The sequence below is a fragment of the Pseudomonas migulae genome, from assembly GCF_043225285.1.
In the GTDB taxonomy this organism is placed as follows: domain Bacteria; phylum Pseudomonadota; class Gammaproteobacteria; order Pseudomonadales; family Pseudomonadaceae; genus Aquipseudomonas; species Aquipseudomonas migulae_C.
In genome coordinates, this window is record NZ_CP171224.1 from 3844709 (window position 1) to 3858617 (window position 13909).

The 13909-nt window shown below is 57.8% G+C and carries 15 protein-coding genes; 13 read left to right on the forward strand and 2 right to left on the reverse strand.

Going from position 1 to position 13909, the window contains the following annotated elements:
• Nucleotides 1-114 precede the first annotated feature (114 nt).
• The 13 genes from ACF6ZU_RS17555 (at nt 115) to ACF6ZU_RS17615 (ending at nt 11524) form a co-directional block, all read left to right on the forward strand.
• Complete coding sequence (locus tag ACF6ZU_RS17555) at nt 115-1509, forward strand: PhoH family protein (protein WP_392885482.1); 1395 nt, start codon at nt 115-117, stop codon at nt 1507-1509.
• A 237-nt stretch (nt 1510-1746) separates the two neighbouring features.
• Complete coding sequence (moaC, locus tag ACF6ZU_RS17560; protein WP_392885484.1) at nt 1747-2220, forward strand: cyclic pyranopterin monophosphate synthase MoaC; 474 nt, start codon at nt 1747-1749, stop codon at nt 2218-2220.
• Nucleotides 2217-2459 (forward strand): molybdopterin converting factor subunit 1, encoded by a 243-nt coding sequence (gene moaD, locus ACF6ZU_RS17565; RefSeq protein WP_008025385.1) that lies wholly within the window; start codon nt 2217-2219, stop codon nt 2457-2459. The genes moaC and moaD overlap by 4 nt, the downstream gene beginning before the upstream one ends.
• A gap of 3 nt (nt 2460-2462) precedes the next feature.
• Entirely contained in the window at nt 2463-2915 is a 453-nt protein-coding gene (moaE, locus tag ACF6ZU_RS17570; protein ID WP_392885486.1) for a molybdopterin synthase catalytic subunit MoaE, read from the forward strand.
• A 305-nt stretch (nt 2916-3220) separates the two neighbouring features.
• On the forward strand, nt 3221-3997 hold the full coding sequence (locus tag ACF6ZU_RS17575) for an ABC transporter substrate-binding protein (protein WP_017340378.1): 777 nt from the start codon (nt 3221-3223) through the stop codon (nt 3995-3997).
• Nucleotides 3998-4393: 396 nt separating this feature from the next.
• A complete protein-coding gene (locus tag ACF6ZU_RS17580; protein WP_392885488.1) occupies nt 4394-4903 on the forward strand; it encodes a disulfide bond formation protein B in 510 nt (169 codons plus the stop codon).
• An 827-nt stretch (nt 4904-5730) separates the two neighbouring features.
• A complete protein-coding gene (cyoA, locus tag ACF6ZU_RS17585; RefSeq protein ID WP_392885489.1) occupies nt 5731-6666 on the forward strand; it encodes a ubiquinol oxidase subunit II in 936 nt (311 codons plus the stop codon).
• A gap of 3 nt (nt 6667-6669) precedes the next feature.
• Entirely contained in the window at nt 6670-8700 is a 2031-nt protein-coding gene (cyoB, locus tag ACF6ZU_RS17590; RefSeq protein ID WP_392885491.1) for a cytochrome o ubiquinol oxidase subunit I, read from the forward strand.
• Between the two features lie 3 nt (nt 8701-8703).
• Complete coding sequence (locus ACF6ZU_RS17595; RefSeq protein ID WP_392885493.1) at nt 8704-9330, forward strand: cytochrome o ubiquinol oxidase subunit III; 627 nt, start codon at nt 8704-8706, stop codon at nt 9328-9330.
• Nucleotides 9331-9666 carry a cytochrome o ubiquinol oxidase subunit IV gene (gene cyoD, locus ACF6ZU_RS17600; RefSeq protein ID WP_392885495.1) on the forward strand — a complete coding sequence of 112 codons (336 nt, stop codon included), beginning with the start codon at nt 9331-9333 and terminating at the stop codon, nt 9664-9666. It abuts the gene before it with no gap.
• An 11-nt stretch (nt 9667-9677) separates the two neighbouring features.
• Nucleotides 9678-10565: a heme o synthase gene (gene cyoE / locus ACF6ZU_RS17605; RefSeq protein ID WP_392885497.1), complete on the forward strand. Its 888-nt coding sequence runs from the start codon at nt 9678-9680 to the stop codon at nt 10563-10565.
• A gap of 323 nt (nt 10566-10888) precedes the next feature.
• Nucleotides 10889-11341: a hypothetical protein gene (locus tag ACF6ZU_RS17610; protein ID WP_392885499.1), complete on the forward strand. Its 453-nt coding sequence runs from the start codon at nt 10889-10891 to the stop codon at nt 11339-11341.
• A 3-nt stretch (nt 11342-11344) separates the two neighbouring features.
• Nucleotides 11345-11524 (forward strand): hypothetical protein, encoded by a 180-nt coding sequence (locus ACF6ZU_RS17615; protein ID WP_392885501.1) that lies wholly within the window; start codon nt 11345-11347, stop codon nt 11522-11524.
• Nucleotides 11525-11606: 82 nt separating this feature from the next.
• Here the strand turns inward: ACF6ZU_RS17615 and ACF6ZU_RS17620 are convergent, their stop codons facing one another.
• Complete coding sequence (locus tag ACF6ZU_RS17620) at nt 11607-11885, reverse strand: DUF3077 domain-containing protein (protein ID WP_392885503.1); 279 nt, start codon at nt 11883-11885, stop codon at nt 11607-11609.
• Between the two features lie 476 nt (nt 11886-12361).
• Nucleotides 12362-13780, reverse strand: a complete 1419-nt coding sequence (locus ACF6ZU_RS17625; protein WP_392885505.1) for a PLP-dependent aminotransferase family protein — start codon at nt 13778-13780, stop codon at nt 12362-12364.
• Nucleotides 13781-13909 lie beyond the last annotated feature (129 nt).

The window sequence follows — 13909 nt, forward strand, 5'->3', positions numbered from 1 at the left end:
AGACCCATTTTGTGTGCAGTTCACTTGATCCCTCGCAGGTGAATTCGGCAGTCACTTCGAGGCGCAGCACTGTCATGGTATTGCGTCGAATGGCTCCCACAAAGGTGACCGAGTATGGATGATCACGGACGTAGTTCTTCCTCCAACCAGCCAATCCTTTATGTACTCGATACCAACGTATTGATTCACGATCCAAACGCGCTGCTTAACTTCGAAGAACACCACGTCGCGATCCCGATGACCGTGCTTGAAGAGCTGGACAAGCTCAAGAGCGGGCATCACAGCGTGGCTGCGGAATGCCGTCAGGCGATTCGCCTGATCGACAAGACCCTGGGCGAAGCCAGCCCTGAAGACGTTGAACTGGGAGTGCCGATCCAGCGTGGCAAGAGCGGGCCGAAGGGTTTGCTGTCGATTCTGATGAGCAAGCGTGCCGAGCCGAACCTCATTCTTCCCGAACACCTGAACGACAACATCATCATCAACCAGTTGATCGACCTGCATGCGCGCTATCCAAAGCTGCCCGTGGTGCTGGTCACCAAAGACATCAACATGCGCCTCAAGGCCCGGGCGTGCGGGATCGCGGCCGAGGATTACAGCACTGACCAACTGGTTGACGACGTTTCGCTGCTGCCCAACGGTTATCACAACATGACCGGCTCTTTCTGGGACCTGGTCAAGAATGTCGATACCCGTCAGGACCACGGCCGCACCTGGCACCAGGTGAAGATGATCGACAACCTGCCGGCGGTGCACATCAACGAATTCATCATCGACGAACAGGGCTTTGTCGGCTGGATCAAGGAAATCGACGAAGACAAGCTGCTGATTCTCGACCTGCATCAGGAGCCCCTGTTGCACCAGGAAGCCTGGGGCCTGAAGCCGCGTGACATCTACCAGAGCCTGGCGCTGTATGCCTTGCTCGATCCGGATATCCATCTGGTCAACCTGTCGGGTGCGGCCGGTTCCGGTAAAACCATCCTCGCCCTGGCCGCGGCGATCGAACAGACCATGGTCAGCAAGCGTTATCGCCGGATCATCGCCACCCGCAGCGTGCAGGGCCTGGACCAGGAAATCGGTTTCCTGCCCGGCACCGAAGCGGAAAAAATGGAGCCTTGGCTGGGCGCCATCACCGACAACCTCGAAGCCTTGCACATGGATGACGAAAACACCCATGGCAGCGTCGATTACATCCTCAGCAAAGTGCCGTTGCAGTTCAAATCCCTCAACTACATCCGGGGCCGCAGCTTCCAGCAGAGCCTGATCCTGATCGATGAATGCCAGAACCTCACGCCGCACCAGATGAAAACCATCATCACTCGTGCCGGCGCCGGTTCCAAAGTGGTGTGCCTGGGCAACCTGGCGCAGATCGACACCCCTTACCTGTCCGCGACCAGCTCCGGGCTGACGTACTTGACTGAGCGCTTCAAGGATTTCCCGAACGGTGTTCACATCACCCTGCAAGGGGTGCCACGTTCGATTCTGGCCGAATACGCCGAATCGCATTTGTAACCCTCACCAAAAACCGGGCGGCCCTTGCGGGTCGCCCGGTTTTTTTGTGCCCAACACAAATCCCCCCCCTGTAGGAGCGAGCTTGCTCGCGATGGTGTGTCAGTCAACACCGAGCTGACTGATACACCATCGCGAGCAAGCTCGCTCCTACAAGGGGATTGTGGTGAACAAATAATCAGGCGTGCGGAAAATTGACCCACAGGTTTACAATCGGGGCTCTTGATCAGGAGTAACCCTGTGCTGACTCATCTCGATTCCCAAGGTCGCGCCAACATGGTCGACGTCACCGAAAAAGCCGTGACGTTCCGCGAGGCGACGGCCCAGGCGCTGGTGCGCATGCTGCCCGACACCCTGCAGATGATCGTCAGCGGCGGCCATCCCAAAGGTGATGTGTTCGCCGTGGCGCGCATTGCCGGCATTCAGGCGGCGAAGAAAACCAGCGATCTGATTCCCCTGTGCCATCCGCTGATGCTCACCGGCGTCAAGGTTGAACTGAGTGCCGAAGGCGACGACACCGTGCGCATCGTCGCGCGTTGCAAGCTGTCCGGGCAGACCGGTGTCGAGATGGAAGCGCTGACCGCCGCCAGTGTCGCGGCGCTGACCATTTACGACATGTGCAAGGCCGTGGATCGCGGCATGACCATCGAAAGCGTGCGCCTGCTGGAGAAACTCGGTGGCAAGAGCGGGCATTACCAGGCGGATCAGCCATGAACCTCACCGTGAAGTTTTTCGCGCGTTATAGAGAAGCACTGGGCGTGGACTCGGTGAAGGTCGAAGGTGACTTCGCCACCGTCGATGACGTTCGCGCGCTGCTGGCCAAGCGCGATGGCGCCGATGTGCTGAGCGAGCAGAACCTGATGTGCGCCCGCAACGAAGACCTTTGCCAGCTCGACGAGCCGGTGAGCGACGGCGATGAAGTAGCGTTCTTTCCGACCGTGACCGGAGGCTGAGGCATGGCCATCCGCGTGCAGTCCACGCCGTTCGACCCGGGTGCTGAAGTCAACGCCATGCACGCCGCCCATGTCGGCGTCGGGGCGGTGGTCAGTTTTGTCGGTTATGTGCGCGACTTCAATGACGGGCTCGACGTGGCCGGGATGTTCCTCGAACACTATCCGGGCATGACCGAAAAAGCCCTCGGCAAGATCGCCGCCGAGGCTGAGCAGCGCTGGCCGTTGCTCAAACTCGAAGTGCTGCACCGCATCGGCGCCCTGGAACCGGGCGAGCCGATCGTCTTCGTCGGCGCCGCCAGCGCCCACCGCCAGGCGGCATTCGACGCCTGCGCTTTTGTCATGGATTACCTGAAAACCCGTGCGCCGTTCTGGAAGAAGGAAAACACCAGCGAGGGTGCGCGTTGGGTTGAGGGGCGTGACAGCGATCATGCAGCGGCGGATCGCTGGAAGCAGTAGGTTCCGCGTCGCATTCAAGTACGCCATCGCGAGCAGGCTCGCTCCTACAGTTGATCTTCGTCGTACACAGAATGTGTGCTCATGGAGATCCACTGTAGGAGTGAGCCTGCTCGCGATGAGGCCATCAGCAACCCTAAAAATCCCTATGACCGCCCACCCGACCACCGGCCCGCACATCTCCATTCGCCCCGATTGACGACTTATACATAAAAGTCCAGTATGGAATTATAAGTACAAAAAAGGCTCCCCTGTTTCAGCTCTTCATCTGTCTTGCCAAACCAACAACAACCCGCGAGAGAACGAACATGAAGAAATTCCCCCTCATCACCGGTCTGGCCCTGAGCTTGTTGGCGTGCAGCACGTTGTTCGCCGCCGAGAAAACCCTGCGCATCGGCATCGAAGCGGCTTACCCGCCGTTCGCATCGAAAACCGACAAGGGCGAAATCGTCGGCTTCGACTACGACATCGGCAATGCCTTGTGCGCGCAGATGCAGGTCAAGTGCGTGTGGGTCGAAGGTGAGTTCGACGGTCTGATTCCTTCCCTGAAAGTGAAGAAAATCGACATGGCGCTGTCGTCCATGACCATCAACGAAGACCGCAAGAAGTCAGTGGATTTCACCCACAAGTACTACTTCACTTCTTCGCGCCTGGTGATGAAGGAAGGCGCAACCGTGGATGACCAGTACGCCAGCCTCAAGGGCAAGACTGTCGGTGTACAGCGTGCAACCACCACCGACCGTTACGCCACCGAGGTGTTTGAGCCGAAGGGCATCAACGTCAAGCGTTACGGCAACAACGAAGAAATCTACATGGACCTGGCGGCCGGCCGCCTCGATGCCATTTTTGCCGACACGATCCCGCTGAACGACTTCCTGTCGATGCCGCGCGGCAAGGGTTATGCCTTTGTCGGTCCTGAGCTCAAGGACCCGAAATACGTGGGTGAGGGCGCCGGTATTGCAGTGCGCAAGGGCAACACCGAGCTGGTCAGTCAGTTGAACACCGCGATCGACGGCATCCGTGCCAGTGGCGAGTACCAGAAGATTTCCGACAAGTACTTCAAGTCGGACATCTACGGCGACTGATCAACCACGCCTCTACCTTGGATTCCGTTCAACGGTAGGAGCGAGCCTGCTCGCGATGGACGTCAACGATCACGCGGGCCGTCTGAATGAACGTGTCGTTCAGACGTTTTTCGCGAGCAGGCTCGCTCCTACAATGGAATTCGTTCAACCGTAGGAGCGAGCTTGCTCGCGATGGACGCCAACGATTACGCGGGCCGTCTGAATGAACGTGTCGTTCAGACGTTTTTCGCGAGCAGGCTCGCTCCTACAATGGGCCTGCGTGGAGCATTACCCGTTAATCCCTTCTTAACCGCCTTGTCGTTTATTTCCCGACATCTATTCAGTGCGCCCCGGGCTCTCCAACGCCCGGGCCAGCGTGTAGACTTCCGGTCAATCGATATCTAGAAGGGAAACGCAATGAGCGAGGAAACGATGCGGTTGGGCCGTGAGCGGCGCTACCTGGTGTTGCTGGGCATCATCTGCCTGGCGCTGATCGGTGGCGCGCTGTACATGCAGATTGTGTTGGGCGAGGCGCCATGCCCGCTGTGCATCCTGCAACGCTATGCCTTGCTGCTGATCGCGATCTTCGCGTTCATCGGCGCAGCGATGCGCACCCGCCGCAGCATTACCGTGTTTGAAACCCTGGTGGTGATCTGCGCGCTGGCAGGCGCCGGGGTGGCGGGGCATCATGTCTTTACCCAGTTCTATCCGGCGGTCAGCTGCGGCATCGATGTGCTGCAACCGATTGTCGACGGGCTGCCGCTGGCGAAGATCTTCCCACTGGGCTTCCAGGTCGACGGATTCTGCTCCACGCCTTACCCGCCGATCCTCGGTCTGTCCCTGGCGCAATGGGCGCTGATCGCCTTTGTGCTGGTGGTCGTGCTGGTGCCGTTGCTCACCTCGCGCAACCGCAAAGCGCTGCGCTGAGCGCATTTGCCGCATCGCTGAATGACTGATGAAAACGCCCCGGTCCTCGTTGAGAGGGCCGGGGCGTTTTGCATTTCAGAGGCCAGGTAAAAAGATCGTGATGTGCGGCAAGGAGGGGTGTGGCGCATGTGCGACATGTTGTCACAGCGAGAGTGTCGCAGGGCATTTCAGTGCCCCGGATTGGTGTGTGTCGGCGTAAGGAAATTGGTCTTTTGGCACGGCTTCCACGTCCCGACAACCCAATCCGTAACAGGCAGTTTTAACAGGGGCTGGCGAATTGCCAGAGGCCTTGTCGCATGGGGGCTTGGGCAGGATGGAGGCGGGGGCAGACGCCTCGGATACTGTCTGAACTGCGGGTGGTAGCCCTACTATTTTTGGTGTTTTTGTTGAGAATCGATTTCGATAACATGGCGCACTTTTGCAAAACGCGTCAAGGATTGTTGCTGGAATGGATAAAATTTATTTCGGGATGAGACATGGTTTATGAATCGTTACATATCTACAATCGCCCGCACTGAATTCCCGGCACTGCTCACCCTGATTCAGGTGCATGAGCAGCAATAGGATGTCGAGAGGCCAGATGGCTTCATGCGGATCCTCTGGTGTCGGTGCCTTCCAACTATCCGCACCAAATGGAATTGGTCTGTAACAAGGCCTTTGACCACGAATTCGAATAAGAACTCAACGCTAGCCCAGGATTTGTCGAACAGCGTCTGACGCGCGACGGGCAGCCCTTATTCAATCCAAGAAATGCCAACCCTTGGCAGGGTGAAGTGTTGGCGATCAAAACCCAACTGCATTGCGCAAGCTGCTTTAGAGGTCGTGAGATGAGTAAAAACAGGTACCCCAGACTACTAGGCTTATTGCCGCTGATCGGCACGTTGTTGCTGTCAGGCTGCAACATGACCTTGCTCGATCCCAAGGGCCAGGTTGGCCTGGACGAGCGAAACCTGATCATCACCGCAACGCTGCTGATGCTGTTGGTAGTAGTTCCGGTCATCATCATGACCTTCCTGTTCGCCTGGAAATACCGCGCGTCCAACACTGACGCCGTCTACACGCCGAAGTGGTCGCACTCCACCAAGATCGAAATCGCGGTGTGGGCTGTTCCAGTGCTGATCATCATCGCCCTGGGTTACGTCACCTACAAATCCACCCACGCCCTGGACCCTTACAAGCCGCTGGAATCGGACGTCAAGCCGATCACCATCGAAGTGGTCGCGCTGGACTGGAAATGGCTGTTCATCTACCCGGAACAAGGCATTGCCACGGTCAACAAGATCGTGTTCCCGGCGCACACGCCAATCAACTTCAAGATTACCTCTGACGCCGTGATGAACTCGTTCTTCATCCCTGCGCTGGGCGGCCAGATCTACGCGATGGCGGGCATGCAGACCAAACTGCACCTGATCGCCAACCAGAACGCTGAAATGGACGGTATCTCGGCCAACTACAGCGGCGCCGGCTTCACCGGTATGAAATTCAAAGCGACCGCAACCACCCAGGAAGAATTCGACGCCTGGGTAAGTGAAGTCAAAAAGGCACCTAAAAAGCTTGAACAGGCTGAATACGCTGCTCTTGCCAAGCAGAGCCAGAACAACCCGGTCGAGCTCTACTCCTCGGTTACGCCGAACCTGTTCCAGATCATCGTCGACAAGTACGAAGGTATGAAACCGGGCAAGCCGGTGCACCACGAGAAGAAAGAGAAAGAAGTGGCCGCTACGGACATGAACTCGCATTCAGCTGCCGGGGCAGAGGAGTAAACGATGTTTGGTAAATTAAGTTGGGAAGCGGTCCCGTTCCACGAGCCGATCGTGATGGTGACCATCGCCATGATCGCCCTCGGTGGTCTGGGCCTGTTCGCTGCAATCACCTATTTCAAAAAGTGGACCTACCTGTGGTCCGAGTGGCTGACGTCGGTCGACCACAAGAAAATCGGCGTGATGTACATCATCGTCGCCATGGTCATGCTGCTGCGCGGTTTTGCCGACGCCATCATGATGCGTACCCAGTTGGCCATGGCCACCGAGGGTTCGCCTGGCTACCTGCCTCCTGAACACTATGACCAGATCTTCACCGCTCACGGTGTGATCATGATCATCTTCATGGCGATGCCATTCTTCACCGGCCTGATGAACCTTGCAGTGCCGCTGCAGATCGGCGCGCGTGACGTTGCCTACCCGTTCCTGAACTCCCTGAGCTTCTGGCTGCTGGTATCCGGCGTGGTCCTGATCAACCTGTCCCTGGGCGTCGGCGAATTCGCCAAGACCGGCTGGGTTGCCTATCCACCGCTGTCGGGCCTGCAATACAGCCCTGGCGTGGGGATGGACTACTACATCTGGGCGCTACAGCTATCCGGGTTAGGTACGACGCTGACGGGGGTCAACTTCCTCGCTACCGTGCTGAAAATGCGTACCCCTGGCATGAAGCTGATGGACATGCCGATCTTCACCTGGACCTGCACCTGGGCCAACGTCCTGATCGTGGCTTCGTTCCCGATCCTGACCGCTACCCTGGCACTGCTGACGCTTGACCGTTACATGGATTTCCACATTTTCACCAATGAACTTGGTGGCAATCCAATGATGTACGTCAACCTGTTCTGGGCTTGGGGTCACCCCGAGGTTTACATCCTGATTCTGCCGGCGTTCGGGATCTTCTCCGAAGTCATCTCGACCTTCTCCGGCAAGCGTCTGTTCGGCCACCACTCGATGATCTACGCCTCGGGCGCGATCTCGATCCTGGGCTTCATGGTCTGGCTGCACCACTTCTTCACCATGGGTTCGGGTGCCAGCGTCAACGCCTTCTTCGGTCTGGCGACGATGCTGATTTCGATCCCGACGGGGGTGAAGCTATTCAACTGGCTGTTCACCATCTACCAGGGTCGTCTGCGTTTCACCAGCCAGGTTCTGTGGACCCTGGGTTTCATGGTGACCTTCGCCATCGGTGGCATGACCGGCGTACTGCTGGCCATCCCGGGTGCCGACTTCGTTCTGCACAACAGCCTGTTCGTGATCGCTCACTTCCACAACGTGATCATCGGCGGCGCGGTATTCGGCTACATCGCAGGCTTCGGCTTCTACTTCCCTAAAGCGTTCGGCTTCAAGCTGCACGAAGGCTGGGGCAAGGCTGCGTTCTGGTTCTGGATCACCGGCTTCTTCGTCGCGTTCATGCCGCTCTATGTACTGGGCTTCATGGGCATGACCCGTCGTCTGAACGCCACCACCAACCCTGAGTGGGTGCCGTACCTGTACGTCGCCATGTTCGGTGCGGTGATGATTGCTGTCGGTATCGCCTGCCAGCTGATCCAGCTGTACGTCAGCGTGCGTGATCGCAACAAGCCGGAAAACATGTGCGAACACGGTGACCCGTGGAATGCACACACCCTGGAATGGTCGACCTCGTCGCCACCTCCGTTCTACAACTTCGCCGTGCTGCCAAAAGCAGACACCATCGACCCGTTCACCGAAGCCAAGGAAGACGGCACCGCGTACCAGGCTCCGGCCAAGTACCAGCCGATCCACATGCCAAACAACACCGCGACCGGCCTGGTCATGGGTGCTCTGTTGACCGTGTTCGGTTTCGCGATGATCTGGCACATCTGGTGGCTGGCTGCATTCGGCCTGATCGGCACCGTGGTGTACTTCGTGATCCACGCTGCACGTGATGACCAGGGCTATATGGTGCCGGTCGACGTGATCGAGCGCATCGAAGCCGAGCAGCACAAGCGTCTGGTCGCGGCCGGGAAAATCCCTGCTACTGCCACCCGTGTTGAAACCTCGTTGGAACAGGCTTAAACCATGTCGAACTTAGTGACCAATGCTGGACACACCCATGTCGATGAACATGGGCACGATGACCATCACCACGACTCGGGCGAGATGACCGTCTTCGGTTTCTGGCTCTACCTGATGACCGACTGCATTCTGTTTGCGTCGATCTTCGCAGCGTACGCGGTACTGGTTAACAACGTAGCGGGTGGCCCGTCGGGCCACGACATCTTCGAACTGCCATACGTACTGGGCGAAACCGCTCTGCTGCTGTTCAGTTCGATCACCTACGGCTTCGCCATGCTGGCGTTCTTCCGTGGCAACAAGAAGCAGGTCCTGGGCTGGTTGGCCATGACCTTCCTGTTCGGCGCCGGCTTCATCGGCATGGAAATCAACGAGTTCCACATGTTGATCTCCGAGGGCTACGGCCCTAGCCGCAGCGGCTTCCTGTCCGGGTTCTTCACCCTGGTCGGCACCCACGGTCTGCACGTGACCAGCGGTCTGATCTGGATGGCGATCATGATGTACCAGGTGCAGAAAAACGGCCTGACGGCGACCAACAAGACCCGTCTGAGCTGCCTGAGCCTGTTCTGGCACTTCCTGGACGTGGTGTGGATCTGCGTATTCACCGTTGTTTATCTGATGGGGACTATGTAAATGGCTAACGTTCACTCCCATGACAGCCACGACGCCAGCCACGGCAGCGTCAAGTCCTATGTGATCGGCTTTGTCCTGTCGGTCATCCTGACCCTGATCCCGTTCGGTCTGGTGATGTACCCGTCGCTGCCGAAGTCGCTGACGCTGTGGATCGTGCTGGCTTTCGCCGTCATCCAGGTGCTGGTGCACCTGGTGTATTTCCTCCACCTGGACCGTTCGGCCGCGCAGCGTAACAACGTGATTGCGTTTGTGTTCGCCGCGATCGTGATCGTCCTGCTGGTTGGCCTGTCGTTGTGGATCATGTTCAGCATCCACACCAACATGATGGCGAAGTGAGGTAGTTCCGCATGTCCTTGAAGCACTTTATCCAAATCACCAAACCGGGGATCATTTTCGGTAACGTGCTTTCAGTGGCAGGCGGATTTTTCCTGGCCTCGAAAGGGCATGTCGATCTGGCCATTTTCCTGGCCGCCATGATCGGTACATCCCTGGTCGTGGCTTCCGGTTGCGTGTTCAACAACTGCATCGACCGCGACATCGACATCAAGATGGAACGCACCAAGAACCGGGCGCTGGTCCAGGGCTTTGTCTCCCTGAAACTGGCCCTGATCTTCGCGACCCTCCTCGGTGTCGCCGGCGTTGCATTGCTGTACAAGGTGGCCAACCCGTTGGCAGCCTTGTTCGCCGTGATCGGCTTCGTGATCTACGTCGGCTTCTACAGCCTGTACCTCAAGCGCAAGTCGGTTCACGGCACGCTGGTGGGCAGCCTGTCGGGCGCGATGCCGCCGGTGATCGGCTATGTCGCGGTGAGCAACACCTTCGACATGGCTGCACTGACGCTGCTGGTGATGTTCAGCCTGTGGCAGATGCCGCATTCCTACGCCATCGCGATCTTCCGCTTCAACGATTACCTGGCCGCATCGATTCCGGTGCTGCCCGTGAAGCGCGGGATTCAAGTGGCCAAGAAGCACATCCTGATCTACATCCTGGCCTTCCTCGTGGCGACCTTGATGCTGACCTTCAGCGGCTACGCCGGCATGAGCTACCTCGCCGTCGCCGCCGCCATGGGCATGTACTGGCTGTACATGGCCTGGACCGGCTACAAGGCAGTGGATGACACGGTCTGGGCACGCAAGCTGTTCGTGTTCTCGATCTTCACCATTACCGCGTTGAGCGTGATGATGTCCCTGGACTTCAAAGTGCCGACCGAGCTGTTGCTGACGTACGCGCCTTAAGCGTCGGATGCTGTAACGAAAAACCCCGCCCTTCGAGAGAAGGGCGGGGTTTTTTATTGGTGGTGTTCTGGTGGATTGTGTTGCCTGCATCGCGAGCAGGCTCGCTCCTACAGTAGATCGGGATGTCATACATTTTGCGCCCTGCGCTGCCCCTTTGTGGGAGCGAGCCTGCTCGCGATGACGGTCTGACAGGCAACGGTGATTAATCGGTAAAACCGTAAAAACCTCCCACAAAACTTTCAGGTTGTTGGTCAGAAGTCGTCTCTCTAACCTCGGGATGTGAGCTCTAATCCACATTTTTCAAGACTACCTGGAGAGTGCTGATGGCGAAGTCTGTTAATGACAACGTCTTTTCATCAGCTTTGGACACACTGGTCAAAAGCCCATTAAATCAAGCCGATGACGCCGCGCTTGTGAGTGCAGCCAAGGCTGTTTGGTATTCTGATTCGAACCTTGAAAACGAAATTACCGCTTTTCTGAATGGCCATACTGACGCAGTGGAGGTCAGGCGGGCAGGCTATTTGCTCGAACGATTCACTCGCTTTGCCTGTGTATCTGATATGCGCGTATCGGAAACCCTCAATGTACTTGAGCTGTTTGCCCATTCGACCTCCAACCAAGTGGCTACGCCCGAGGTGGTCGCACCGCTTCGCCGACGTCGGGATGAGCTAGCCGTCTCCTGGGGGCTAAGCGAAGGACTGGGATTAAAGGCTCAAACACTCATGCCTTTTCAGACTCGACACTATGAGGCTGAGCAACGTGCGACTGTGAGTTGAGCCATGAGCGCGCGTGACTTGTTTGCAGAGTTGATGCAGGGAGTTGAGGACATGGCGGGTCAACGGGAAGGCGCAATCATGTTGTGCGATGCGACCTTTGGCGACATCCCTGTGCCTGGGACGCAGGAGGAGGACATAGCGGGCATTGAGATTGAGCAAGTCAGTGAGCGATTTACTTCCTGAGCTCAAAAAGGCCGGTAGTACATCAAAAGCTATTGGTATCCCTGCAGCCCCGAGCATCAAGAGATGCACGGGGCTTTTCGTTTTAAGTGACGTTGTTGCAAGGCGCATCAAGCACCTTCGCCACATCATCGATGATCGCTTTGCTCATATCCTGCAAAAAATGCGACGCCCAGGCGTGTCGATCAGAGTCGCGAACCATGGCGGCGTCCGAGGCTAGAACCTTGGCGATATGGAGCAGATCCGAAGCGTGGTGGAGCGCCTGGATAATCGGAACACCCCGGTTGATGCGGAACAGCGCTTGGTTGTCGTGGTAGCAGAAGGCGGTGAAACCGATGGTTTTCAGGTCTCTGAGGTTAGTCATTGGACACCTCCGCTTTCTGGACGGTGGTGGGTGGTTACTAAGCAGGCGAGAGCAATAATCTTGAATGAATTTCCGGTGTGCATAACGAGAACCCCGATGGTTCCTGCATCGAATGCGAGTTCTCAGGCCCGGGCGCTGAATTGGCAGCCACCGGCTCAAGCTATCGGGCATTTTCAGAGGTCGCAATCATAGCGATCTGCTGGCCGGGTAGGTTGATGGTAGACGTTTGGGCACTGCGATCACTGTGGGAGCGGGCTTGCCCGCGAAAGCGGTGGGTCAGACAATAATGATGCTGGATGTGACGGCTCTTTCGCGGGCAAGCCCGCTCCCACGAAGGATTGATTTTACTGTCTCCCGCGTGACGCTGAACCCTTGTAGGAGCGAGCCTGCTCGCGATGGCGGTATGTCAGGCAAGATGGATGCTGGCTGATAGGGCCTCTTCGCGAGCAGGCTCACTCCTACAGGGATGGGGTCAGTTATTTACTCGGTGTGTCGAGCAACCGGAAGAACCGTTCCCGCACTTGGCTGTTGTCGCTGTGTCCCACATTGAAACGCAGAAACTGACTGGCATCCGGCGCCTTGCTCAGCAACGTACCGGGTGCCAGCACCAGGTCGATATCCAGGCCTTTCCTCGCCAGCGTTTCGGCATGAAACCCTTCCGGCAATCGCGTCCAGAGGAACAAGCCTTCATGGGGCAGCGATGACAACGAGCAACCCGCCTCCAGCAGCCAGTTGGTCACCCGGCTGCTGGATTCGTACAGCCTATCCACAGTGCGCCGCGTGTGTTTGGCGTAACTGCCGTCACTGAGCATCGTGCAGATAATCTGCTCCGCCAGCTCCGACGTCATGCCGCCGCAGGCCATTTTCAGTGTGACCATGCGGGCCGCCAGTTGCGGCGAAAGCACGGCATAACTGACCCGGCTGTTGGCCGTCAGGGTCTTGGAAAAACCGGAGACGTAACTGACATTGTCCAGACCGCCGGCTGCCAGGCGTGGTGTGCTTCGCTGTTGCAGGTCGCAATACAAATCGTCTTCGACGATGTGGACACCATAGCGATGGCTCAGCTCCAGCAAGCGATAAACCTGCGCCGGGGAAAACGAGTGCCCGGTCGGGTTGTGCAGGGTGTTGTTGGTCATGTAGAGCACGGGGCGGTGGGCGATCAGCAATCGCTCGAAAGCCTCCAGGTCCAGGCCTTCGGCTGCGCGCGGGATGGTGATGACCCGGGCGCCATGCAGGGCCAGGTTGGTGTGCATGGTGAAGTAGCAGGGATCGTCGAGCAGCACCGTGTCGCCGGGTTTGACCAGCAGGCGCATCAGCATGTCGATGGCCTGCACGGTGTTGGCGGTGGTGACGATCTGGTCCACTGGCACTTCGATGCCGATGGCCGCGAGTTTGACTCGCAACGCCTCGCGCAGCGGCAGGTAACCGGCGGCAACGCCGTATTCACCCATGCGCAAGGAGCTGGCGCGCAGCGTGCCGCGCAAGGCTTTGAGCAATTCTTCAGCCGGCAACCAGGAAGAAGGCAGGAACCCGGCACCTGGACGCAGCGCGCCGCTGTCCTGCAGCACCGCGCGGCGAACAACGCTCAGGGTGTCCTGGGGTTGTAAATCCGGACCGGCGTCGACTTTTAACGTCGCGGTGGAACGATGAACGTAATGCCCCGAACCCTGGCGTGAAACCACCAGGCCCTTGGCCCGCAAGCGATCCAGCGCATCCACCACCGTGGATTTCCCCACGCTCATCAACTCGGAGAGTTCGCGAATCGGCGGCAATCGCGAGCCGTGAGGCAGCCCGCCCTGAGTAATTGCCACCGACAATTGATCGACGATCTGCTGGACCAGCGGCACACCTGGCTGGAACTCGAAAGCAGCGATCACTGCGCGCTGAACCTGCATTTTACTGGTCTCTCTGGCAGTAAACTTCGTTGGATTCCGGACGAACTTGCTCTGATGAAAACAAGCGGCCCTCTCTACCATCACCTTACAGACTTTCTCGATTGTTGGCGCTGGACGCCTGAACAATTG

Excerpts from the sequence above, each read along its gene's own strand:
- ACF6ZU_RS17555 (WP_392885482.1), top strand. The coding sequence starts at position 115 with ATGGATGATCACGGACGTAGTTCTTCCTCCAACCAGCCAATCCTTTAT.
- ACF6ZU_RS17615 (WP_392885501.1), top strand. The coding sequence starts at position 11,345 with ATGAGCGCGCGTGACTTGTTTGCAGAGTTGATGCAGGGAGTTGAGGAC.
- moaE (WP_392885486.1), top strand. The coding sequence starts at position 2,463 with ATGGCCATCCGCGTGCAGTCCACGCCGTTCGACCCGGGTGCTGAAGTC.
- ACF6ZU_RS17625 (WP_392885505.1), bottom strand. The coding sequence starts at position 13,780 with ATGCAGGTTCAGCGCGCAGTGATCGCTGCTTTCGAGTTCCAGCCAGGT.
- ACF6ZU_RS17575 (WP_017340378.1), top strand. The coding sequence starts at position 3,221 with ATGAAGAAATTCCCCCTCATCACCGGTCTGGCCCTGAGCTTGTTGGCG.
- ACF6ZU_RS17580 (WP_392885488.1), top strand. The coding sequence starts at position 4,394 with ATGAGCGAGGAAACGATGCGGTTGGGCCGTGAGCGGCGCTACCTGGTG.
- moaD (WP_008025385.1), top strand. The coding sequence starts at position 2,217 with ATGAACCTCACCGTGAAGTTTTTCGCGCGTTATAGAGAAGCACTGGGC.
- cyoA (WP_392885489.1), top strand. The coding sequence starts at position 5,731 with ATGAGTAAAAACAGGTACCCCAGACTACTAGGCTTATTGCCGCTGATC.
- ACF6ZU_RS17610 (WP_392885499.1), top strand. The coding sequence starts at position 10,889 with ATGGCGAAGTCTGTTAATGACAACGTCTTTTCATCAGCTTTGGACACA.
- ACF6ZU_RS17620 (WP_392885503.1), bottom strand. The coding sequence starts at position 11,885 with ATGACTAACCTCAGAGACCTGAAAACCATCGGTTTCACCGCCTTCTGC.
- cyoE (WP_392885497.1), top strand. The coding sequence starts at position 9,678 with ATGTCCTTGAAGCACTTTATCCAAATCACCAAACCGGGGATCATTTTC.
- ACF6ZU_RS17595 (WP_392885493.1), top strand. The coding sequence starts at position 8,704 with ATGTCGAACTTAGTGACCAATGCTGGACACACCCATGTCGATGAACAT.
- cyoD (WP_392885495.1), top strand. The coding sequence starts at position 9,331 with ATGGCTAACGTTCACTCCCATGACAGCCACGACGCCAGCCACGGCAGC.
- cyoB (WP_392885491.1), top strand. The coding sequence starts at position 6,670 with ATGTTTGGTAAATTAAGTTGGGAAGCGGTCCCGTTCCACGAGCCGATC.